At 67.7% G+C, this 19,244-nt stretch carries 21 protein-coding genes; 14 read left to right on the forward strand and 7 right to left on the reverse strand.

Annotation, left to right across the window (positions count from 1 at the left end):
- Position 1 precedes the first annotated feature (1 nt).
- On the reverse strand, positions 2 to 754 hold the full coding sequence (locus ACKY0W_RS10540) for a fatty-acid--CoA ligase (protein WP_409437495.1): 753 nt from the start codon (positions 752 to 754) through the stop codon (positions 2 to 4).
- A 236-nt stretch (positions 755 to 990) separates the two neighbouring features.
- Between ACKY0W_RS10540 and bfr the strand changes: the two genes are divergently transcribed.
- The 3 genes from bfr (at position 991) to ACKY0W_RS10555 (ending at position 4,150) form a co-directional block, all read left to right on the forward strand.
- Entirely contained in the window at positions 991 to 1,470 is a 480-nt protein-coding gene (bfr, locus tag ACKY0W_RS10545; protein WP_046285450.1) for a bacterioferritin, read from the forward strand.
- A 57-nt stretch (positions 1,471 to 1,527) separates the two neighbouring features.
- Positions 1,528 to 3,573: an MDR family MFS transporter gene (locus tag ACKY0W_RS10550; RefSeq protein WP_409437496.1), complete on the forward strand. Its 2,046-nt coding sequence runs from the start codon at positions 1,528 to 1,530 to the stop codon at positions 3,571 to 3,573.
- Positions 3,574 to 3,655: 82 nt separating this feature from the next.
- A complete protein-coding gene (locus ACKY0W_RS10555; protein ID WP_409437497.1) occupies positions 3,656 to 4,150 on the forward strand; it encodes a carboxymuconolactone decarboxylase family protein in 495 nt (164 codons plus the stop codon).
- Positions 4,151 to 4,157: 7 nt separating this feature from the next.
- Here ACKY0W_RS10555 and ACKY0W_RS10560 read toward each other — a convergent pair whose 3' ends face one another.
- The gene (locus ACKY0W_RS10560; protein ID WP_409437498.1) at positions 4,158 to 4,607 is read right to left on the reverse strand and encodes a nuclear transport factor 2 family protein; all 450 of its coding nucleotides are present in this window, start codon (positions 4,605 to 4,607) and stop codon (positions 4,158 to 4,160) included.
- Between the two features lie 305 nt (positions 4,608 to 4,912).
- On the opposite strand from ACKY0W_RS10560, the gene ACKY0W_RS10565 reads away from it, so the two are divergent.
- Positions 4,913 to 6,676, forward strand: a complete 1,764-nt coding sequence (locus ACKY0W_RS10565; protein WP_409437722.1) for a CocE/NonD family hydrolase — start codon at positions 4,913 to 4,915, stop codon at positions 6,674 to 6,676.
- A gap of 4 nt (positions 6,677 to 6,680) precedes the next feature.
- Here ACKY0W_RS10565 and ACKY0W_RS10570 read toward each other — a convergent pair whose 3' ends face one another.
- Together ACKY0W_RS10570 and ACKY0W_RS10575 are read right to left on the reverse strand one after the other, a co-directional pair.
- Positions 6,681 to 7,157, reverse strand: a complete 477-nt coding sequence (locus tag ACKY0W_RS10570; RefSeq protein ID WP_409437499.1) for an SRPBCC family protein — start codon at positions 7,155 to 7,157, stop codon at positions 6,681 to 6,683.
- A 106-nt stretch (positions 7,158 to 7,263) separates the two neighbouring features.
- Positions 7,264 to 8,247 (reverse strand): esterase family protein, encoded by a 984-nt coding sequence (locus tag ACKY0W_RS10575; RefSeq protein ID WP_409437500.1) that lies wholly within the window; start codon positions 8,245 to 8,247, stop codon positions 7,264 to 7,266.
- Positions 8,248 to 8,594: 347 nt separating this feature from the next.
- On the opposite strand from ACKY0W_RS10575, the gene ACKY0W_RS10580 reads away from it, so the two are divergent.
- Positions 8,595 to 9,701: a hypothetical protein gene (locus tag ACKY0W_RS10580; RefSeq protein ID WP_409437501.1), complete on the forward strand. Its 1,107-nt coding sequence runs from the start codon at positions 8,595 to 8,597 to the stop codon at positions 9,699 to 9,701.
- 1 nt (position 9,702) lies between these two features.
- Here ACKY0W_RS10580 and ACKY0W_RS10585 read toward each other — a convergent pair whose 3' ends face one another.
- Complete coding sequence (locus ACKY0W_RS10585) at positions 9,703 to 10,266, reverse strand: YceI family protein (protein WP_409437723.1); 564 nt, start codon at positions 10,264 to 10,266, stop codon at positions 9,703 to 9,705.
- A gap of 116 nt (positions 10,267 to 10,382) precedes the next feature.
- Here ACKY0W_RS10585 and ACKY0W_RS10590 point away from each other — a divergent pair, with 116 nt between their 5' ends.
- From ACKY0W_RS10590 to ACKY0W_RS10620, 7 genes are all read left to right on the forward strand, one after another.
- Positions 10,383 to 10,805 carry a hypothetical protein gene (locus ACKY0W_RS10590; RefSeq protein WP_406757115.1) on the forward strand — a complete coding sequence of 141 codons (423 nt, stop codon included), beginning with the start codon at positions 10,383 to 10,385 and terminating at the stop codon, positions 10,803 to 10,805.
- Positions 10,806 to 10,898: 93 nt separating this feature from the next.
- Positions 10,899 to 11,918, forward strand: coding sequence for a phosphogluconate dehydrogenase (NAD(+)-dependent, decarboxylating) (gene gnd, locus ACKY0W_RS10595; protein ID WP_409437502.1), 1,020 nt, complete (start codon positions 10,899 to 10,901; stop codon positions 11,916 to 11,918).
- A 134-nt stretch (positions 11,919 to 12,052) separates the two neighbouring features.
- Positions 12,053 to 12,997 carry a DUF4129 domain-containing protein gene (locus ACKY0W_RS10600; RefSeq protein WP_409437503.1) on the forward strand — a complete coding sequence of 315 codons (945 nt, stop codon included), beginning with the start codon at positions 12,053 to 12,055 and terminating at the stop codon, positions 12,995 to 12,997.
- Complete coding sequence (locus tag ACKY0W_RS10605) at positions 12,994 to 13,482, forward strand: hypothetical protein (RefSeq protein ID WP_409437504.1); 489 nt, start codon at positions 12,994 to 12,996, stop codon at positions 13,480 to 13,482. The genes ACKY0W_RS10600 and ACKY0W_RS10605 overlap by 4 nt, the downstream gene beginning before the upstream one ends.
- Positions 13,479 to 14,462, forward strand: a complete 984-nt coding sequence (locus ACKY0W_RS10610; protein ID WP_409437505.1) for an AAA family ATPase — start codon at positions 13,479 to 13,481, stop codon at positions 14,460 to 14,462. The genes ACKY0W_RS10605 and ACKY0W_RS10610 overlap by 4 nt, the downstream gene beginning before the upstream one ends.
- A 35-nt stretch (positions 14,463 to 14,497) precedes the next feature.
- Positions 14,498 to 15,733 (forward strand): DUF58 domain-containing protein, encoded by a 1,236-nt coding sequence (locus tag ACKY0W_RS10615; protein ID WP_409437724.1) that lies wholly within the window; start codon positions 14,498 to 14,500, stop codon positions 15,731 to 15,733.
- Positions 15,733 to 16,179: a hypothetical protein gene (locus tag ACKY0W_RS10620; protein WP_409437506.1), complete on the forward strand. Its 447-nt coding sequence runs from the start codon at positions 15,733 to 15,735 to the stop codon at positions 16,177 to 16,179. The genes ACKY0W_RS10615 and ACKY0W_RS10620 overlap by 1 nt, the downstream gene beginning before the upstream one ends.
- Positions 16,180 to 16,183: 4 nt before the next feature.
- Here ACKY0W_RS10620 and ACKY0W_RS10625 read toward each other — a convergent pair whose 3' ends face one another.
- On the reverse strand, positions 16,184 to 17,314 hold the full coding sequence (locus tag ACKY0W_RS10625; RefSeq protein ID WP_409437507.1) for a nitronate monooxygenase: 1,131 nt from the start codon (positions 17,312 to 17,314) through the stop codon (positions 16,184 to 16,186).
- 142 nt (positions 17,315 to 17,456) lie between these two features.
- On the reverse strand, positions 17,457 to 18,245 hold the full coding sequence (locus ACKY0W_RS10630) for an HAD family hydrolase (protein ID WP_409437508.1): 789 nt from the start codon (positions 18,243 to 18,245) through the stop codon (positions 17,457 to 17,459).
- Between the two features lie 116 nt (positions 18,246 to 18,361).
- Here ACKY0W_RS10630 and ACKY0W_RS10635 point away from each other — a divergent pair, with 116 nt between their 5' ends.
- Positions 18,362 to 18,598 (forward strand): hypothetical protein, encoded by a 237-nt coding sequence (locus ACKY0W_RS10635; RefSeq protein ID WP_406757108.1) that lies wholly within the window; start codon positions 18,362 to 18,364, stop codon positions 18,596 to 18,598.
- Positions 18,599 to 18,729: 131 nt separating this feature from the next.
- Positions 18,730 to 19,230 (forward strand): hypothetical protein, encoded by a 501-nt coding sequence (locus tag ACKY0W_RS10640; protein WP_409437509.1) that lies wholly within the window; start codon positions 18,730 to 18,732, stop codon positions 19,228 to 19,230.
- Positions 19,231 to 19,244 lie beyond the last annotated feature (14 nt).

Genomic DNA, 19,244 nt, shown 5'->3' on the forward strand with positions numbered 1-19,244 from the left:
CCTACCGACCGTCGCCCACGGGCGTCATCAGATCGATCGCAGTCGCGAATTTCCCGACGAACGGTCGGGGATAACCACCGATTCCGATGCCGGACATCCACTCCGCGGCGGTGTCCGGGTGGTCGATCCATCGCTGTGCACTTGCCGCACTGTCGATTTCCAGCAGTGTCATCACCTCATGCCCGTCGTCGACTGCTTGATACACCCACACTTTGCGCACTCCCGCGTCGGAGAACCGGTCCAACCCGGCGTGCACCTTGGCCATCAGGTCCGCGGGGTCGGCAATGGTGGCAACCGCGCCGACGATCACCTCCGAACCGTCGGGCACATGCGACGGTTCCAGCTTCCCCTCTCCTCCGTCGAGCCTCGCTGAACCGTCGTGCTCATCACCGGACTGGGCCAGGTTGATCTTCTCGGTGACCTCGCCGGCGAAGATCGCGGGCAGATCGTTGACACCGGAGCGGTCGAACCAGGCGAAGATCGCGGGGGAGCGCAGCAACTCTTTGACCGATACCCGATGCCGCAGGCCGATCGTGACCAGCACCCGGTCCGGCTCGAACTCCGAGGTGTAGAGCACCGCATGGCGGGCGCCCAGGTCGAGAAGAGGGGAATGATCCTGCTGGATCAGCGACCACGTCCGGCCTACGTCGTCGACCCGGTAGTCCAGCGCCAGCACCAGCGAGTGCGGGTCGTTGCGATGGGAGAGATTGGCGCGCGAAATACCGACACGATTGTCGGGCGAAACCAGTCTCATATTAGTAGAGTCTAACCTAAGTAAGGCGCACCTTGCGCGGGTCCGGTGACGTACGGCGATCCACACTCGCCCGAAGACCCCATTGCGGTGCGGCGATTCGACGCGCCGAGACGCGGGTAAACAGCCTCCTGTGGGCGCTGGCCTGCATTAGATTGAATTTGGCGCGTTACGGCGATGATTCAAGCCCTGTCCCGTCGCGGCCGGCATGCGAGGTTCTTCACATCAGAGGAGAGATCATGCAAGGCGACCCCGAGGTTCTCAAACTGCTCAACGAGCAGTTGACCAGTGAGCTCACCGCGATCAACCAGTACTTTCTGCACGCGAAGATGCAGGACAACTGGGGTTTCACCGAACTGGCCGGCCACACCCGCGAAGAGTCGATGGAGGAGATGCGCCACGCCGAGACGGTCACCGACCGGATTCTGGTGCTGGGCGGTCTGCCGAACTATCAGCGCATCGGATCCCTCCGCATCGGGCAGACCCTGCGCGAACAGTTCGAGAGTGACCTGGCGCTGGAAATCGATGTGCTCAACCGGCTGCGGCCCGGGATCGTCATGTGCCGCGAGAAGCAGGACAGCACCACCGCCCAGATTCTGGAAACCATCCTCGCCGACGAGGAATCCCACATCGACCACCTGGAAACCCAACTGGAGCTGATGGACAAGCTCGGCGAGGCGTTGTACTCGGCGCAGTGCGTCTCCCGTCCGCCGTCGTGATCGACACAGCGGAGCGCCGCTGTTGACCCCACCTCCGTCCCCGGCGGGAAGGCGAGTATGACCGCATCGTCGCCGGTCGCCGACGATATGCGACCTGCGCCGGTCAGTCCGCACCGCCGCAACCTGATCTTCATCGCGATCGTGTTCGGCCTGCTGATGGCCGCGCTCGACCAGACCATCGTGGCGACCGCTTTGCCGACGATCGTCTCGGATCTGGGCAACGCGGGGCATCAGTCGTGGGTTGTCACCAGCTACCTGCTGACGTCCACGATCGCAACCATCCTGGCGGGCAAGCTCGGCGACCTGTTCGGCCGCAAGCGGGTGTTCCAGGCCGCCGTGGTGTGCTTCGTCGCCGGATCGGTGCTGTGTGGGTTGTCCGCCTCGATGGGGATGCTGGTCGGCGCCCGCGCACTGCAGGGCATCGGCGGGGGCGCCGTGACCGTCACCGCCGCGGCACTCATCGGCGAAGTCATCCCGCTGCGTGACCGGGGCCGCTACCAGGGCATGTTGGGTGCGGTTTTCGGGGTCACCACCGTCATCGGCCCGCTGTTGGGCGGCTACGTCACCGACTACCTCACCTGGCGGTGGGCGTTCTGGATCAATCTGCCGATTTCGGTGGTGGTGTTGATCGTGGCCGGCGTGGCGATCCCGGCCTTGGCCGGCCGCTCCAAGCCCGTCATCGACTACGCCGGGATCGTGTTGATCGGTTTGGGCGCTACCGGATTGACGCTGGCCACCAGCTGGGGTGGCAGCCGATATGCCTGGGGATCGTGGGCGATCATCGGACTGTTCGGCGGGTCGGTGCTGGCACTGACGCTGTTCGTCTGGGTGGAGAACCGGGCTGCGGCGCCCATCCTGCCGACCCGACTGTTCGCCGACCCGGTGTTCGCGGTCTGTTGTGTGCTGGCGTTCGTCGTCGGCTTCGCGATGCTGGGCGCGCTGACCTTCCTGCCCACCTTCATGCAGTACGTCGACGGTGTTTCGGCGATCACCTCGGGTCTGCGCACCCTGCCGATGGTGGTGGGCATGTTGGTGACCTCCACCGGTAGCGGCGCCCTGGTGGGACGGACCGGACGGTACAAGATCTTTCCGGTGGTCGGCACCGCACTGATGACGATCGCGTTCGCGCTGATGTCGCAGATGGACGCCGCCACTCCCGCGCTGCTGCAATCGGTCTACCTGCTGATCCTGGGAGCCGGTATCGGGCTGTCGATGCAGGTTCTGGTGCTCGTCGTGCAGAACACCTCGAGCTTCGCCGACCTCGGCGTCGCCACGTCCGGGGTCACGTTCTTTCGGACCATCGGCAGCTCGTTCGGCGCGGCCGTGTTCGGGTCGCTGTTCGTGAACTTCCTTGGCCACCGGCTGGGACCGGCGCTGAGCGGCGCCGGACTGGCCGCGGGCGCGGCCGATTCGCCCGAGGCGGTGCGCCGACTGTCGCCGCAGCAGGCGGAGCCGATCGTGACGGCCTATGCCGATTCGCTGGGGCAGGTGTTCTTGTGCGCCGCGCCGGTCGCGCTGCTCGGGTTCGTGCTGGCCCTGTTTTTGCGCGAGGTCCCGCTCAAGGAGCTGCGCGACAGCGCGGTCGACCTGGGCGACGGGTTCGGCATGCCCACCAACGCGTCGTCGGACGATCTGCTGGAGAACGCGATCGGGCGCCTGTTGCACAACGAACCGGGGATGCGGCTGCGCTCCATCGCACTACGGCCGGACTGCCGGCTCGATGTCGCCGGGCTGTGGACGGTGCTGCGGATCTACCGGTACACACAGGTGTTCCGGACCGCGCGGCTCAGTGACATCGGCAAGCGACTACGGGTGCCCTACGAGATCCTCGAACCCACCGTCGATCGGCTGGTGGCTCAGGGCTATGTACTGCGCGAAGGCGATCATCTCGGTCTGACCCGGGCCGGTCTGCGTCAGGTCGGGTTCGTGTCCTCGCTGGTGCAGGACTGGGTGGTCGACAAACTGGCCCGTTCGCCCGGTTTCGAGGGCCGCCCGGATCGCGCCGAGGTTTCCGCCGCGCTGCAGCGGATCGCGCGCCGGGCCATCATCGATCCCGACGACGCGGGGGAGTCGGCGGAGTTCACCAGCACCGCCCACGGGTGACCGCAAAGACCGCTGAATTAATGGCGGCGATCCGCTTCGTCCGGCTCCGCCGTACTCGCGATAGCCGCTAGCATCGCGAAGTATGAGTCGAATCGGGGCATTCGCCGCAGATGACGTGATGGGCTGGATGGTCAAGTCACCGGACCTGGCAGCGGGAATCGGCGGATTCAGCACAGCGGTCTACAACAAGGGCCGGTTGCCGATGCGTACGCGCGAACTGGCCCGCATGGTGATCGCCTTCGACAACGAGTGCACGGTGTGCGTCAATACCCGTGACGCCGACGGCCCAGCGGCCGGGGTGGACGAGGAGCTCTACGAGCACGTGGCCGAGTGGCGCACCTGGCCGGGCTACAGCCCCCAGGAGCGGCTTGCCGCCGAGTTCGCCCACCGCTTCGCCACCGACCACACCGGCCTGCGGGACGACGAGGACTTCTGGTCGCGCTGCGGCGAGCACCTCAGTGATGAATTGGTGGCCGACCTCGCATTGTCATGTGCACTCTGGCTGGGGATGGGGCGGCTGCTGCGCACCCTGGACATCGGACAGGCCTGTGCGCTGACCCTGCCCAGCAGGGCTTGATCGCGGCTCAGATCAGGCCGGTGGCGTCGAATATCCACGACATGTCGGCCTCGGCAAAGTCTTCCAGCCAGGTCGGCGGCGCGTGCGCGGTCAGGCCGGCCATGTCCCAATAGTCTTTCCACAGCGTGATCTTTCCGTCGATCACCTGGTGCACCGTGACGAAGCGCAGCAGCGCGGTCTCTCCGGTGGCCCACCGCCACGTCTCCGAGTGCTCGTAGAGCACGTCGGGGCCCTCGGCGACCAGCAGGCCAGAGTGGTTCTCGTATCCGGCCAGCGGCTCCAGACCGATCTTGAGGCGCTTGACGATGTCGTGCGGCCCCCGGGCGGCCGCAGCCGGGCCCACCGGCATATCGACATAGATGCAGTCTTGCGCCAGAAAGGGTTTCAGCCCCTCCCAGTCACGACGCGACAAGGCCTTCCACATCTCGGTGACGATGTGTTTGACGTCAGCCGGCATGCCGATGCCCCTTTCCGGCGAAGCACGTGACACGCCGGAATATACGCCGGCGCCGGACAGGTGTCCGAGCGGGATGGGCGCGGTGTTTAGAGTCTGGTGCGGAGGTGGCCATGGCTGATCTGCGGACGGTGCGAAAAGTCGGATGGGTGCTGGCGGCAGCCGCTGCGGCGGGGGCAGCCGGTGTCGCGGCGGGTAAGTTGCGCGCCCCTCGGACCCGCAAGGCGAACCCGTCGCCGCTGAGCCCGGAGTGGACCGCACCGCCCGCGCGCTACGGCGTCGGGATCAAGCGCAACGTCGCTGTGCCGATGAGCGACGGTGTCGTGCTGCGCGCCAACATCCACTACCCGACGATTCCCGAGACCGGCGCGCCCGCCGAAGGGCCGTTCCCGGTACTGCTGTCGGTGACTCCCTACGGCAAGTTGGCGCCGCCACCGGCGGCTCAGATCGGTGGCGGTCCCTCGCCGCATCTGATCCGGCGGGGCTACATCGAGGTGATGGTCGACGTCCGTGGCACCGGCGCATCCGGCGGCTCGTTCGAGATGTTCGGCCCGGACCAGACGCGCGACGGCGTCGAGTTGGTCACCTGGGCGTCGACACTGCCCAACGCCAATGGCCGAGTCGGCATGTTCGGCATCTCCTACCTGGCCATCAATCAGCTGTTCACCGCGGCTGCGGTGGGCCCGGACTCTCCGCTCAAGGCGATTTTCCCGGTGATGGCCGCCAACGACTTCTATCGGGATGCCGCCGCCATGGGCGGGGTATCGCACCTGCGGACGGTGCGCGCCTACGGCTCGATCTACGCGTTGCTCAATGTGATCAACCCGGCGCTGGAGTTCCTCACCCCCGGAGCGCATTCGCGGCCCCGGGCCGGCGGGCTGGCGGCGGTGCGCCAACGCGGCAAAGACCAGCGCGGCTACTTCGGGCCATTGATCGCCGAGGCGGGCGCCGGCGGCGACGCCGCCTACGACGGCCCGTTCTGGGATGACATGCGGCCGGACTTGGTGCTGCCCGAGATCGCCGCCAACAACGTGGCTGTCTTCCTCACCGGCGGATGGCATGACGCGTTTCAGCGCGGCGCGCCGCTGAACTACGCGGCGCTGCAGAACGCATACACCGGCCGCCCCGCGAATGCGCCGATGCAGCCCGGACAACCGCTGACCGATCGAGTCAAACTGATGATGGGGCCGTGGTACCACGTCTCGGACTACGACGGTCTGCACCTGCTGGACCTGCAGCTGCGCTGGTTCGATTATTGGCTGAAAGACGATGCCGCCGCTGCCATTTCGGGATCTCCGTTCACCTTTCAGCCGATCGGCGACCGCCGCTGGTACCACACTCGCGAATACCCGATTCCCGAGGCGACACCGACCCGGCTCTACCTCTCGCACGCCGGCCGGTTGACTGTCGACGCCCAGGAGGAACAAAGCCTGGCCGCGTTGCCGTATCGCTCACACGGTCCGGTATCCGGGCGCAGCCTCGAACAGTGGTCGTTGGGGCTGAACAGTTTCGCCACCACTGCGGCAGGTGGCCGCACCCGTCATGACCAGGACAACCGGCGAGTGCAGCGCGGAGCACTGACCTACACCACCGAGGCGTTCGACTCGCCGACGTTGATCGCCGGACCGATCACCCTGCGCGTGCAGGCGAGCGCCGACACCACCGAGACACTGTGGGTCGCCCACCTCGACGACGTTGCACCCGAGGGGGTCAACCGCCCGCTGACCCTGGGGGCTTTGCTCGGTTCACACCGTGAGTTGGACCCGGACCGTACCTGGTACCTGCCGGATGGCACCGTGCTGCGCCCGCATCACATCAGCACCCGCTCTGCGGTTCGACCGGTGGAGCCGGGGGAGTTGACCGGCTACGACATCGAGATCTTCCCGACTGCGGCGCTGATCGCCCCGGGACACCGGTTGCGACTGACGTTGACCACCTACGATTTTCCGCACCTGGTACCGACGGCGTCCACCCGCCGGGCGTTGGCGGGCGGTCTCTACCACGTGCATCAGGGCGGTCCCACTCCGTCTTTCCTGCTGCTGCCGCTGGCAGACCCGGACAGCCTGGACTGAGCCGCTAGGGCTGTGCTGGCCCTTCCGCGACGTCGCGGACGCGCTCCAGGGTGCGCCGCATATCGCGAATGTTGTTGCGCTGCCGTAGAAAACCGCCAAACACGTAGTAGTACACGGTGGTGAGGAAGGACTTGGCCAGCTGGAACGACTCGGTGACGTCGGTGCCATCCGCAGTCGGGGAGAGCTCGTAGCGCCACCGGTTCACCGCGCGGTCACCGGCGAGCACCGCGAAGCCGAATACCCGGTTCGGTTCGCACTCGGTGACCCGGCACGTGGTCCAGTACACCGGCCCGATCCCATTGCGCCGGACATGCCCGCGGAATCGTGCGCCCACCGCGGGGCCGTCGGCGCCGTCGAGCCATTCGGCCTCGAAGGTCTCCGGAGAAAACTTCCCGATGTTGCGAACGTCGGCCACCAGATCCCAGATCCGCTCGGCCGGGGCCGCCATATGAACTGTCGCCGAACCCTGCATGTTCGCCATCCAATCACGTCGGCGGCGCCACGGTAACCCCATCGGCGACAAAGCACTGGGCCCCATCCGGAATCGGATGGGGCCCAGTGGTAAGACCGCTGCGGTCGGTGCAGGTTTAGCTGCCGCCGCCGCTGGCGCCCAGGTGACTCTGCAGGTCCGGCTTCATGGCCTGCAGCTGCTGGCCCCAGTACTCCCAGCTGTGGGTGCCGTAGTCCGGGAAGTTGAACACCGCGTTGCTGCCACCGGCCGCGGTGTAGAGCTCCTGGAACTTCTTGTTCTGACCGATCATGAAGTTGCCCTCAAGGAACGTCGCGGGGATGTTGTCGCCGCCCAACTCGTTCGGACGACCATTACCGCAGTAGACCCACAGGCGGGTGTTGTTGGCCACCAGCTTGCCGACGTTGACGGTCGGGTCGTTGCGCAACCAGGCCGGGTCGTCGTCCGGGCCCCACATGTCTTCCTTCTTGTAGCCGCCCGCGTCACCCATGGCCAGACCGATCCAGCTCTTGCCGTCCGAGGGGTTGATGTAACCCGACAGCGAGCCGGCGTAGGTGAACTGGTTGGGGTGGTAGATGGCCAGCGTCAGTGCCGACGCGCCGGCCATCGACAGGCCGACCGCGGCGTTGCGGCTCTGGCTCACGCCGTACTCCGAGGCCAGGTAGGACGGCAGCTCGCTGGTGAGGAAGGTCTCCCACTTGTAGGTGGAGCAGCCCGCCTTGCCGCACGCCGGCTTGTACCAGTCGCTGTAGAAGCTGGACTGGCCGCCGACCGGCATGATCACCGAGATACCCGACTGGTAGTACCACTCGAATGCCGGGGTGTTGATGTCCCAGCCGTTGTAATCGTCCTGGGCCCGCATGCCGTCGAGCAGGTAGAGGCCGGGGGAGCCCGAGCCGCCGGGCTGGAACTGGACCTTGATGTCACGGCCCATACCTGCCGAAGGCACCTGCAGGTACTCGACCGGCAGACCAGGCCGGGAGAACGCCGATGCGGTTGCCTCGCTACCTGTCAGGCCGATCAGGCCCGGCAGCGCTGCGGCAGCTACCGCGCCGACCAAAAGTCGGCGTGCCCAGCGCAATCCCTTGCTCACGTCTGTCATTCCTGCCCCTTGTCGTCTTGCTGTGGAACGTTCAATCTCTCGATCGCGACGCCACGCGCGCCACCACTTCGGCATCGGCCCTTACATGCAGCAACGGCCGCAATTTGCAAGTCACGCGGCCGTCTAGGGATCCGACTCGCATATAGCATACCCGATTTTCGCTCCGGACCCGGTTAGGACAAGCCGGATGACACGCGTAGGCTCCCCTCCGGTAAGCCGACAAGACCACACAGTCCTGAGCTGTCTCCGGTCCGTTCCGGCGCCCTGCCGATCCCGTTGACGGGCCCGGCGAGGGCCCTGAGCAGACGCGGTGACATCGCAGATCAGGACGATTGGGGCGCGCGATTTTGGACACCGTACTGGGGCTGGCGATCACGCCTTCGACCATCGGCTGGGTCATGGCCGACGCCGGGGGCTCGGGCTGCCCGACGGTTATCGGTGAAGAGGTGAGTGTCGCGGCCGGCGACGCCGGAGTCGACGCGGTGGATCTTGCGGCGCAGGCGTCTGCGGTGGCCGCCGGGGTCCGCACCATGCTGGCCTCGCGCGGCGAGCGATTGCACGGCGTGGCGGTGACCTGGAGCGATGAAGCCGCAGTCGGGGCTGCACTGCTGCTCGAGTCGCTGGCGGATGCGGACTTCGAACACGTGGTTCCGGTGCGCTACAGCCAGGCCGCCGCATCGCTGGCCTGCGGAATCGGCCCACGACACGCGCGGGCCGCGGTATGTGTCGTCGAATCCGGTGTGGCCACCCTGGTCCTGCCCGACCACCCCGAATCTCGGGAATCGATCGTCACGGCCTGTCCGATCAGCGCCGTCGACGATGTGACCGGCTGGCTGGGCAACACCTTGGCCCCGACCGATCAGCGACCGGAAGTGCTCATGGTGGCCGGATCGCTGCGGGGCATGGACCGGCTCGGGCGCCGCTTGGAGTCCACGCTGTCGATGCCGGTCTTCGTCCAGGGTGGCGCGTTTCAGGCCCTGGCGCGCGGGGCGGCCCAGGCGCTGGCGCCGCATGCCGAATTGACCTCGGCACCGCTGGAGGCGCCTGCGGCCGGCTTGGAGACCGGAAACGTCGGTCGGCGCCGGGTGCGGTCGCTGTCCTACGCCGCAGCCCTGCTGATGTTGGGGGCGGGAGCGGTGTCACTGGTGGCGTCGGTGGCCGCCGCGTTGAGCCTGCAGCTCGGCCCCGGCCGGGCAGACCCGGATGTGCCGCGACCGCAGCACGCGACCGTGGCGCGCGTCGCCGTGCCCGCCGCACCACCGGCGGCCGCCCCGGCCCTGCCGCCACCTGCCGCGCCAGCGCCCCCGACCGAGACCTCGGAGGAGCCACCCGCAGAGTTCGGTTCGCTGTGGGACGCACCGTCTGACCCGGACCTGCAGGAATCGTCTCCGGATGGCGTCCCATCATTGCGGGAACGCATTCGGGACCACATATTCGGCCTACCCGGCCGCTGAGTCAGGCACCGCCGGAGGCGTCGGCCGGGATTGTCCCCGAGAAGGACACCGTCACCTCGTCGGCGACCTGCATCGCTCCCATGAGCATCGAATAGCGCCGCACACCGAAGTCGCTGTGGAGCACCCGGCTGTCGCCGCTCACCTTCCGGTCGCCGGTCACCCGAACCTCCAGGACGTGCGGCTTGCGCCGGCCGTGGATCTCCAGCTCGCCGGTCAGCCGATACCCGTCGTCGGTCGGTGCGATGTCGCTGGACTCGAACCGGATCAGCCGATGCTTCTTGCTGTCGAGGCATTTGAGCGCATTGCTGCGGATCAGCGTCTTCTCCGGCGCGGTCAGTGGCGTCATTCCGCCGTCGCCCTGCACCACCCGCAACGAATCCACCTCGACGGCCAGCTCGACCGCCGCCGGCCGGTCGCCGGACCATGACACGGTTGCTTCCCAGCACTCCATCACGATGGTGAGCCGATGGCCCATCTTCGCCGCTCGCCCCGCCACATCGGTGCGGAGTAGGAGCTGGCCGTGCGATGCGTCGAGCTGCCACTGCGTTCCGGTCACCCGCGGCACTTTAGCGGGCCCGGCCCGCGGGGTTTCGGCGGATTCGCGATGGCGTGCGACCACCACCCGTTAGGCTCTGACGCGTCGCCGATGGGTGGCCTGGATCGACAGACTGAGGGCGAAGAATGATTCGTGAACTAGCTGCAGCTGCTTTCATCGCGGGAGCCGCGAGTGCCGTCGCTATCAGCGCCGCGCCGGATGCCGCTGCCTACCCCGGCGACGTGCCGGGCATGGTCGATGGCCAGCGCCAGGGCGACGCCTGCTTCAGCTGGGAGCGCTTTACCTATGGCCACGGCCCCAATGGCCAAGCGCTGGCATGCCACTTCATCGCCAACCAGTTCCCGGCCAAGGACACCGGTTTCTGGCAGATCTCCTACCCGCTCTACGGGGTGCAGGAGATCGGTTCGCCGTGCCCCAATCCGCAGTCGGCCGCGCAATCACCCGACGGGCTGCCGCTGCTGTGCCTGGGCGCGCGGGGCTGGCAGCCCGGTATCTACACCGGAGGCATCGGCCCCTACTTCCCGCCCGGGATCGCCCAGGTCGGCTAGGCGCACCCGGCGCATCCGCCGGTCAGGCTCTGTCCAGACTGGTGCGTTAGCTTCGAGCGGACGACGGCCGCTCACGGTAAGGAGCAACGCAGCATGCAACTGGGGATGATCGGTCTGGGCCGAATGGGCGCCAATCTCGTTCGGCGCATGGTCGACGGCGGCCACGAATGCGTGGTCTACGACCACAACACCGACGCGGTCAGCGCATTGGCCACCGAGCCCAACACCACCGGGGTGTCCTCGGTGGCCGAGCTCGCGGGGCAGCTTTCCGCTCCGCGGGTGGTGTGGGTGATGGTGCCCGCCGGCGCCATCACCACGAGCGTCATCGAGGAACTTGCCGGCACACTGGCGGCCGGCGACATCGTGATAGACGGCGGAAACTCCTACTATCGCGACGACATCGCGCACGCAAAGATTTTGGCTGACAAGGGCATTCATCTGCTCGATTGCGGTACCAGCGGCGGGGTGTGGGGCCGCGAACGGGGCTACTGCCTGATGGTCGGCGGGGACCGGCCAGCGTTCGACCACGTCGAGCCGATCTTCGCGACCGTGGCGCCGGGGGTGGAGGCAGCCCCTCGCACTCCGGGGCGCGAGGGTGAGATCGCGCAAGCCGAAAAGGGCTATCTGTACTGCGGCCCGTCCGGGGCCGGACACTTCGTGAAGATGGTGCACAACGGCATCGAGTACGGAATGATGGCCTCGATCGCCGAGGGGCTGAACATCCTGCACCACGCCAACATCGGCAAACAGGATCAACAGGGCGACGCCGAAACCGCGCCGTTGAGCAATCCGGAGTTCTATCGGTACGACATCGACATCGAGCAGGTCACCGAGGTCTGGCGGCGGGGCAGTGTGATCGGTTCCTGGCTGCTGGATCTGACTGCCAGTGCACTGCAGAAGTCGCCGCAATTGGAGGAATTCGCCGGTCGGGTCTCTGATTCCGGCGAAGGCCGGTGGACTGTCATCGCCGCTATCGATGAGGGCGTACCCGCCCCGGTGCTCACCACCGCGTTGTACGCGCGATTCGCCTCGCGCCAGCTGTTCGAGTTCGGCGCGAAGGTGCTCTCGGCGATGCGCAAGCAGTTCGGCGGGCACGACGAGAAGTCCGGCTGACCGGACCGGCCTGAACCGACACCGGGTCTTTCCGGCGAGTCGGCCTCGGCGCGATCCTGGCCGCTGCCAGCCTGCGCATGCCAGTATGGGGAATGCCGCGGCCACGGCGGGAAACCCAGATGACTGGTGTTCCGGTGAGAGCCGGTAGCGACAGCACGACCGTGCGGGTGATCGCCCCGATCGTGCTGTTGCTCGTGGCCGGTGCCGCGACGCGCGGTTACCTGCCCGGCGCGCCGCCCGAGCCGCGCCGAGCGACTGCCGCAAGCACGCTCGAACCGATCGTGATGGCGGTCTTGCTGGCGGTGTCGGGCACCATCATCGCGGTCGCCGTCGTGCACCGGGCCCGTCATCACCGTGCGAGGGTCGGCAGCATCGGCCAGCTGTCGTCAACCGCCGGGGCGAGCCGCGGTCCGGTCTGGCGATCGGTGCTGATCGTGCTGGCGGCGTTGGCGTTATGGCTGCTGACGGTCCTGGTGCTGGCGAAGTTCGGCGCCGGGCTCCGCATCGAACTCCCGGCGGAGGTTCCCGGCGCGGGTGAGACCCCGCCGGGCACATCGGGAGCACCGGCCCCGCCGTCGCCGGCGGTGCCCGGCGGGCCGGCCATTGGCATGTCCGGTTATCTGCTGGCCGTTGCCACCCTGCTGCTGGCGGTGATCGTCACGGTGATCGTCGCCGCACGCGCCCGGCGACCCGATCCCGCACCACCCGTGACCCCTGGGATTCCGCCGACGGCGGACCCATCGAGCGCCGACGAGAACCTGGCGCGGGCAGCGGAACTCGGCCTGGCCCGGATCGTCGATCCCAGCCGCGAGCCGCGGGCCGCGATCATCGCCTGCTACGCGGTGATGGAACAACACCTCGGCACGGTTCCTGATATCGCGCCGCGCGCCTTCGACACGCCTACCGAAGTGCTGGCGCGGGCCGTGGAACACCATGCCCTGCCGGCGGACAACGCGACCCGGCTGGTGGAGCTGTTCACCGAGGCACGCTTCAGCGTCCACCTGATGACCGAGCGAGATCGCGGCGACGCGGTTGCAGCGCTGCGGCTGGTTCTCGACGAACTGCGAACTCCACGATGAAAACGCTTGCCCTGCAAGGAATCATCTTGATCGCCGGTGCTGAGCTGGTGACGCTGATGATCCACCAGCGGCAATCTCTACTCTGGGCGGCGGGCGTTGCCGTCGCCCTGCCGGCAGTGGGGATCCGGCGCCTGCTGACCACGGGTGGCGCCGGACCTCCCGCCGCCCCGGAGGCCACCGATGAGCCCGGAGAGGCATTGCACCGGTGGCTGTCGGGCACCGAAGCGCGGATCCGCTGGTCGGAATCGACCAGAGCCGACTGGGACAGGCGGTGGCGACCGATCCTGGCGCGTCGGTTCGAGGTATCCACCGGGCAGGGGAGGACGAAGGATCCCGCGGCATACGGTGCCACCGGGGCGCTGCTGTTCGGCGACCAGCTGTGGCAGTGGGTGGATCCGGGCAATGTCGCGCCGGCCGGAGTCAGTGGGCCCGGCCCGGGACGCGCTGTGCTGGAAGAGATCCTGTGTCGCCTGGAGCAACGATGAGCACCGGGCTGTCTGGTGCGGCGGCCACCACCGGGGCACGCTGCACCGCGGTGCTCGACGAGATCGAACGGGCCGTGGTGGGTAAGCGATCCGCGCTCACCCTCATTCTGACCACGGTGCTCGCCGGCGGTCATGTGCTCATCGAGGACTTGCCGGGCCTGGGCAAGACGCTGATCGCACGGTCGTTCGCGGCCGCGCTCGGACTGGACTTCATCAGGGTGCAGTTCACCCCCGACCTGCTGCCCGCCGACCTACTCGGTACCACGATCTACGACATGTCCTCGGGCCGTTTCGAGTTCCGGCGCGGGCCGATCTTCACCAACCTGGTGTTGGCCGACGAGATCAACCGGACGCCACCCAAAACCCAGGCGGCCCTACTGGAGGCGATGGCCGAAGGCCAGGTCAGCATCGACGGCAACACACATCGGTTGCCGTCGCCGTTCATCGTGCTGGCGACCGACAACCCGATCGAATACGAGGGCACCTACCCGCTGCCGGAGGCCCAACTGGACCGGTTCGCGATCAGGCTGCGCCTGGGTTACCTCTCGGAGCAGGGGGAGGCGGCCATGCTGCGTCGGCGCCTGGATCGCGGTGCCGCCTTGCCGACGGTGCGCAAGGTGGTCGACGCCGACGACCTGGTGGCGATGCGCGAATCCGTGGAACAGGTCAGCGTGCATGACGACGTGCTGCGCTACGTGGTGTCGCTGGCGACCGGGACCCGGCGCCATCCGCAGGTGGCCGTGGGCGCCAGCCCGCGGTCGGAACTCGACCTGGTTCAGCTCGCCCGGGCCCGCGCCCTGCTGCTCGGCCGCGACTACGTGATCCCTGAGGACGTCAAGGCGCTGGCCACCTCGGCGATCGCCCATCGGATCACGCTGAGGCCGGAGATGTGGGTACGGCGCGTCCAGGGCTCCGATGTGGTGGAGGAGCTGCTGCGTCGGCTGCCGGTGCCGCGGACTCCGGAGGCGACGCCGACGTGACGCATGCCTCCGACTTCCATGAGGTGGATATCGTCATGCATTGGCGGGCTTCGCCATTGGCTAAGGCACTGGCCACCGGTGCCGCGCTGGCTCTGGTGGTGGCGGTGGGTGCATCGCGTTGGCAGTTGATCGCTTTCGCCGCGCCGCTGCTCGCAGTGCTGTGCTCGCTGGACAGCCAGCGAGGCGTTCCGGCGTTGCGCGTGCACGCCACCCCGGCAGAGCAGCGGTGCTTCGAAACCGAGTCGGTCGAATTGACTGTCGGCGCAACGGCATCGGCCCCCGATCTGATCGACCTGGGTCTGGTGGTGACGGCGCATCCGGCGCTCACACTCGAGATCACCGAGTCGTCCGCCGCGGCTGGTTGCCGAGAATCGTTGACTGCCACCGCCGAACGCTGGGGCCGCTATCCGATTCGCGCCACCGTGGATGCCGTGGGCCGGGGCGGTCTGTTGGTCGGGAGGGGAGCCGTCGACGTCGCGGAGGTCACCGTGTTCCCGCCGGCGCCGCCACAGGCCACGCCGATCCCGCACAGCGACCTGCTCGATCGGGTCGGAACCCACCTGACCCGGCACCCGGGCCGCGGTGTGGAATATGCCGACATCCGCGCCTACGTACCGGGCGACCCGTTGCGCTCGGTGAATTGGCCGGTCAGCGCGCGACGCGGGAGCCTGCATGTGACCCGGCGGCTGACCGATCGTGGCGCCGACGTCGTGGTGCTGATCGACGCGTACCCGCAGCCCGCCGGCCCGGCGACCGAGTCAACCGAACGGTCGGTACTCGGGGCGGCGCAGGTGGTGCAGACCGCGCTACGCAACGGCGATCGTGCCGGAGTCGTCATTCTCGGTGGCCGCCACCCGCGCTGGGTCGGCGCGGAGATCGGGCAGCGCCAGTTCTATCGCATCGTCGATGCGGTACTGGGCACCGCCGATGGCGTCGAGTCGACAACCGGAACGTTGGCACCCCGGGCCGCGGTGCCGGCGGGCGCCTTGATCATCGCGTTCTCCACTCTGCTGGACACCGAATTCGCACTGGCGCTGACCGATCTGCGAAAGCGGGGGCACGTGGTCCTCGCCGTCGACGTGCTGGCCGGCTCGCCCTTCGAGATTGAGCCGGATCCGTTGGTGGCCCGGATCTGGATGTTGCAGCGCAGCGCCATGTATCGCGACATGGCCACTGTCGGTGTTGACGTCGCCTCATGGCCGCGCGAACAGCCGCTGGAGCAGGCGATGCGCATGGTGACGCAGCGGCACAGGCCGGCGGCGGTGCGGTGATGGCGCTCTCGTCCGGAGTCGACAGGCCCCTGCCGCTGGCGCTGTCGGGCCTGTGCGGTCTGGCGATGGTTGCAGTCGCCAGCTTGGGCGCCTCGGGTATGGCAGCGACCGCGGCGCTGCTGGCCGCCGGCGCGGTTCTACTCGGGCTGCGGTGGCGCGTGGCGGCGACGACGGCGGTGCTGCTCGCCGTCGTCGTGATCGGCCTGGCCGATTCGCCCAACGTTTCCGCGGCGGCGGCCGGACTGGCCGCGGTCGGCTACCTCGCGTTGCGGCACACCGGCACGGTGCCGGCACCGACAGCGATCTTCGCCCTCGGGTTCACCGCCGCGGGGTTGGTCGCGACGGTGTTCCCATGGCAGCTTCCTTGGCTACCGCTGTTGGCGCCTTTTGCGGTGTTCGGCATCTACCTCGTTGCCGCACAACCGTTTCTACGCGCCGAGCGGTAGCCGATCAGACGCCCGATGCTTCGTTGAGGGCTTCCAAGGTGCTGGTGGACTCGAGGTATTCCTGAATCCACCGCTCGATGACGGTCGCGGTCTTCTCGACCTTGGTGAACTGGCCGACGACCTGTCCGACCGGGTTGAATGCGACGTCGACGCTCTCGTTCGGGTATTTGTTCGTGGCACGCACGGCCATACCGGAGACCATGTACTGCAGCGGCATGCCCAGCGGCTTCGGGTTCTCCGGCGCTTCCCACGCCTCGGTCCAGTCGTTGCGCAGCATCCGCGCCGGCTTGCCAGTGAAGGAGCGGCTGCGGACGGTGTCGCGGCTGCCGGCCTTGATGTAGGCCGCGTGCTGGGCCTCGGTGTTCGAGGATTCCTCGACCATCAGCCACTGCGAGCCGGTCCAGGCGCCCTGCGCGCCCAGCGCCAGCGCCGCGGCGATCTGCTGGCCGCTACCGATGCCGCCCGCCGCCAGCACCGGCACCGGTGCGACCGCCTTGACGACCTCGGGCCACAGCACGATCGAGCCCACGTCGCCGCAGTGTCCGCCGGCTTCGCCGCCCTGGGCGATGATGATGTCCACGCCGGCCGCGGCGTGCTTCTGGGCCTGTCGCGCGGAGCCGCACAGCGCGGCGACCTTGCGACCCGCCTCGTGGATGTGCTTGATCATGTCGGCCGGGGGAGTCCCAAGTGCGTTGGCGATCATCGTCACCTTCGGGTGCTGCAGCGCCACCTCGACCTGCGGGGTTGCGGTCGCCTCGGTCCAGCCGAGCAGCTGCAGGCTGTCCGCGTCAGCGCCCTCGACGGGCACGCCGTGGTCGGCGAGGAGCTTCTTGCCGAAGTCGAGGTGCTGCTGGGGAACCATCTTGCGCAGCGATTCGGCCAGTTCCTCGGCGGACTGTCCGGAGTCCATGCCCTCGTACTTGTTCGGGATGACGATGTCGACGCCGTACGGGTGGTCACCGATGTTCTCGTCGATCCACTTCAGCTCGATCTCGAGCTGTTCCGGGGTGAATCCCACCGCGCCCAGCACCCCGAAACCGCCGGCCTTACTCACCGCGACGACCACGTCGCGACAGTGGGTAAAAGCGAAGATCGGGAACTCGATGCCGAGTTCGTCGCAGAGGGGAGTGTGCATGACGGACTCCTTCAGGGGCGTGGGATCGAAGTGAAACGTGTTCTAATTAAGTACCAGATGCGGCATCACGAGGCCAGTCGGGCCTAGGTGTGCTGGTGAAACCTAACACTACCGGCAATCGTGTCTTGGGGCATCGGGTAGGTCAGCGAGTGGAGAATGCGCGCAGCACCGCCACCCCGAAATCGGCCGCGCGGCGCCAGGACCGCGCGCCGCGGCCGGGGCTGGAGATGCGCAGTACCGGCCAGCCGTGCTCGGCGGCCAGCGCCGCCAGCCGGGGCCGGGGGTTGACCGGACGAGGTCGGCCGACCAGCGCCATCAGAGCGGCGTCCTCGTCGCCGTCGGCGTAGAAGAAGCTCTGGGCCAGGTCGACCCCGTTGGCAGTGCAGAAGTCCTGCACGGTGGCCGCCTTCTGCGCCCCCCACACCACGGGCTTGACGATGTCACCGGTGAGGATGCCCCGGTCGTCGAGCTCGAAGCGATTGCACAGCACCTGCGCAATCCCCAGGAAGCGGGCCACCGGTTCGGCATGGATGGTCAGTGCCGAGGAACTCAGCACGACGGTGTGGCCACGCTGCTGATGCGCGCGCACGATCTCGTGCATGTGGGGGTAGATCCGGCTCGTGATGTGGTCGGAGAACAGTCGTGCGCCGACGTCGTCGAGTTCAGTGATGGACTCGCCGCGCAGATAACCCGCCGCGCGTACCAGTAATCGTTCGAATTGCATGCGTCCAAGGCGATACCGCACGGCAGCCTCGACGACGCCGAACACCTCACCGGCGCGGGCTTGGCGTCGGCGGATCCGGTCGCCGGCATGTGCGGTGGCAGTGAACCCGGACACCAACGTGCCGTCCAGGTCGAAGAACGCCCCGATCCGGGCGCCCGGTTCGGTTCGCGCGACGTCGGCGATCGGATCGCTCGGCACTGCGGTCATCGCCGTCGATGTTACGTCGGTGCCCGTCGACCGGGCCGGTGTCGCGCCGCGCCACACGGGGAGGCATCTGGGCAGCTGATAGCGTGTTTGGCCTATGCGAAAAGAGGGTCGGCTTCATGACCAGTGAGACCACCGCGACCGACGCGCGGGAAACTTTGTCGGAAAAGGCAGAGCAGCAAGGCTGGCGGCGTACCCAGCGTGAGCGTGTCGATATCTACAGCCGCGGGATCTACCAGGTTCACGCGATTTGGCGCGACAGCACCACCATCAATGGCGGGGCCCACTACGAGGACGGCATCCTGCTGGCCTACACCACCGAACTCGCGAAGACTGCGAGCTGGTTGGCCCGCTGACGCCGGCTCGGTAACTGCCGCGGCTCCGGTTCGCAACGGTTGCATAAACGCCCCTCGTGTCACACAGGCATCAGTTTTCACACGGCTAACTTCGGTCCCGACCTTGTAGTTGTTGGGATTGGGGAAAAGCCATGTCACGAATCCGTAAGTACCTGACCGTCGCGGCCGGCGCCGCGGCGGGACTGTTCATCGCCGCGCTGGCGTCCAGCGCCACCGCCAACGCCGACACCGTGCCGATCAACCCGGGGCTGCCCGGCGTGGTCGAGCAGATGGTCGCGTCCTCGACGAGCCTCCCGCAGCAATTGCTGCAGACCACCACGTCGGCCCTGAGCGGCACCACCTTCGCTCCGCCCGCGACACCGGGTCAGGCACCGCTGGCGACCGCGACCTTCAACGTGCCGCCTTCGCCGAGTGCAATGCCGCAGCAACAGGCCTCGGCCACCGGTCTGCCCGGTTTGGGGAACCTGCCGGCCAGCCTGAGCTCGGTCCTGCCGTTCCCGATGCCGAACTTCGGCGGTCCGGCACCGGTGGCGGCGGCGCCGACGGCGTTCGCCCCCACCGGGTATCTGCCGACCGTTCCGGTTGCTCCGGTGTCGCCGATGGAGGTCATGCTGATTCCGGGCTTGCCCTGACGCTGACTGCGTAA

The organism is Mycobacterium sp. SMC-14, from assembly GCF_046250075.1.
GTDB lineage: Bacteria > Actinomycetota > Actinomycetes > Mycobacteriales > Mycobacteriaceae > Mycobacterium.

Coding starts and splice junctions, on each gene's coding strand:
- ACKY0W_RS10610 (WP_409437505.1), top strand. CDS start 13,479: ATGAGCACCGGGCTGTCTGGTGCGGCGGCCACCACCGGGGCACGCTGC.
- ACKY0W_RS10635 (WP_406757108.1), top strand. CDS start 18,362: ATGACCAGTGAGACCACCGCGACCGACGCGCGGGAAACTTTGTCGGAA.
- ACKY0W_RS10570 (WP_409437499.1), bottom strand. CDS start 7,157: ATGGCGAACATGCAGGGTTCGGCGACAGTTCATATGGCGGCCCCGGCC.
- ACKY0W_RS10605 (WP_409437504.1), top strand. CDS start 12,994: ATGAAAACGCTTGCCCTGCAAGGAATCATCTTGATCGCCGGTGCTGAG.
- ACKY0W_RS10540 (WP_409437495.1), bottom strand. CDS start 754: ATGAGACTGGTTTCGCCCGACAATCGTGTCGGTATTTCGCGCGCCAAT.
- ACKY0W_RS10615 (WP_409437724.1), top strand. CDS start 14,498: ATGCATTGGCGGGCTTCGCCATTGGCTAAGGCACTGGCCACCGGTGCC.
- ACKY0W_RS10560 (WP_409437498.1), bottom strand. CDS start 4,607: ATGCCGGCTGACGTCAAACACATCGTCACCGAGATGTGGAAGGCCTTG.
- ACKY0W_RS10630 (WP_409437508.1), bottom strand. CDS start 18,245: ATGACCGCAGTGCCGAGCGATCCGATCGCCGACGTCGCGCGAACCGAA.
- ACKY0W_RS10565 (WP_409437722.1), top strand. CDS start 4,913: ATGAGCGACGGTGTCGTGCTGCGCGCCAACATCCACTACCCGACGATT.
- ACKY0W_RS10640 (WP_409437509.1), top strand. CDS start 18,730: ATGTCACGAATCCGTAAGTACCTGACCGTCGCGGCCGGCGCCGCGGCG.
- ACKY0W_RS10550 (WP_409437496.1), top strand. CDS start 1,528: ATGACCGCATCGTCGCCGGTCGCCGACGATATGCGACCTGCGCCGGTC.
- ACKY0W_RS10625 (WP_409437507.1), bottom strand. CDS start 17,314: ATGCACACTCCCCTCTGCGACGAACTCGGCATCGAGTTCCCGATCTTC.
- bfr (WP_046285450.1), top strand. CDS start 991: ATGCAAGGCGACCCCGAGGTTCTCAAACTGCTCAACGAGCAGTTGACC.
- ACKY0W_RS10555 (WP_409437497.1), top strand. CDS start 3,656: ATGAGTCGAATCGGGGCATTCGCCGCAGATGACGTGATGGGCTGGATG.
- ACKY0W_RS10620 (WP_409437506.1), top strand. CDS start 15,733: ATGGCGCTCTCGTCCGGAGTCGACAGGCCCCTGCCGCTGGCGCTGTCG.
- ACKY0W_RS10590 (WP_406757115.1), top strand. CDS start 10,383: ATGATTCGTGAACTAGCTGCAGCTGCTTTCATCGCGGGAGCCGCGAGT.
- gnd (WP_409437502.1), top strand. CDS start 10,899: ATGCAACTGGGGATGATCGGTCTGGGCCGAATGGGCGCCAATCTCGTT.
- ACKY0W_RS10575 (WP_409437500.1), bottom strand. CDS start 8,247: ATGACAGACGTGAGCAAGGGATTGCGCTGGGCACGCCGACTTTTGGTC.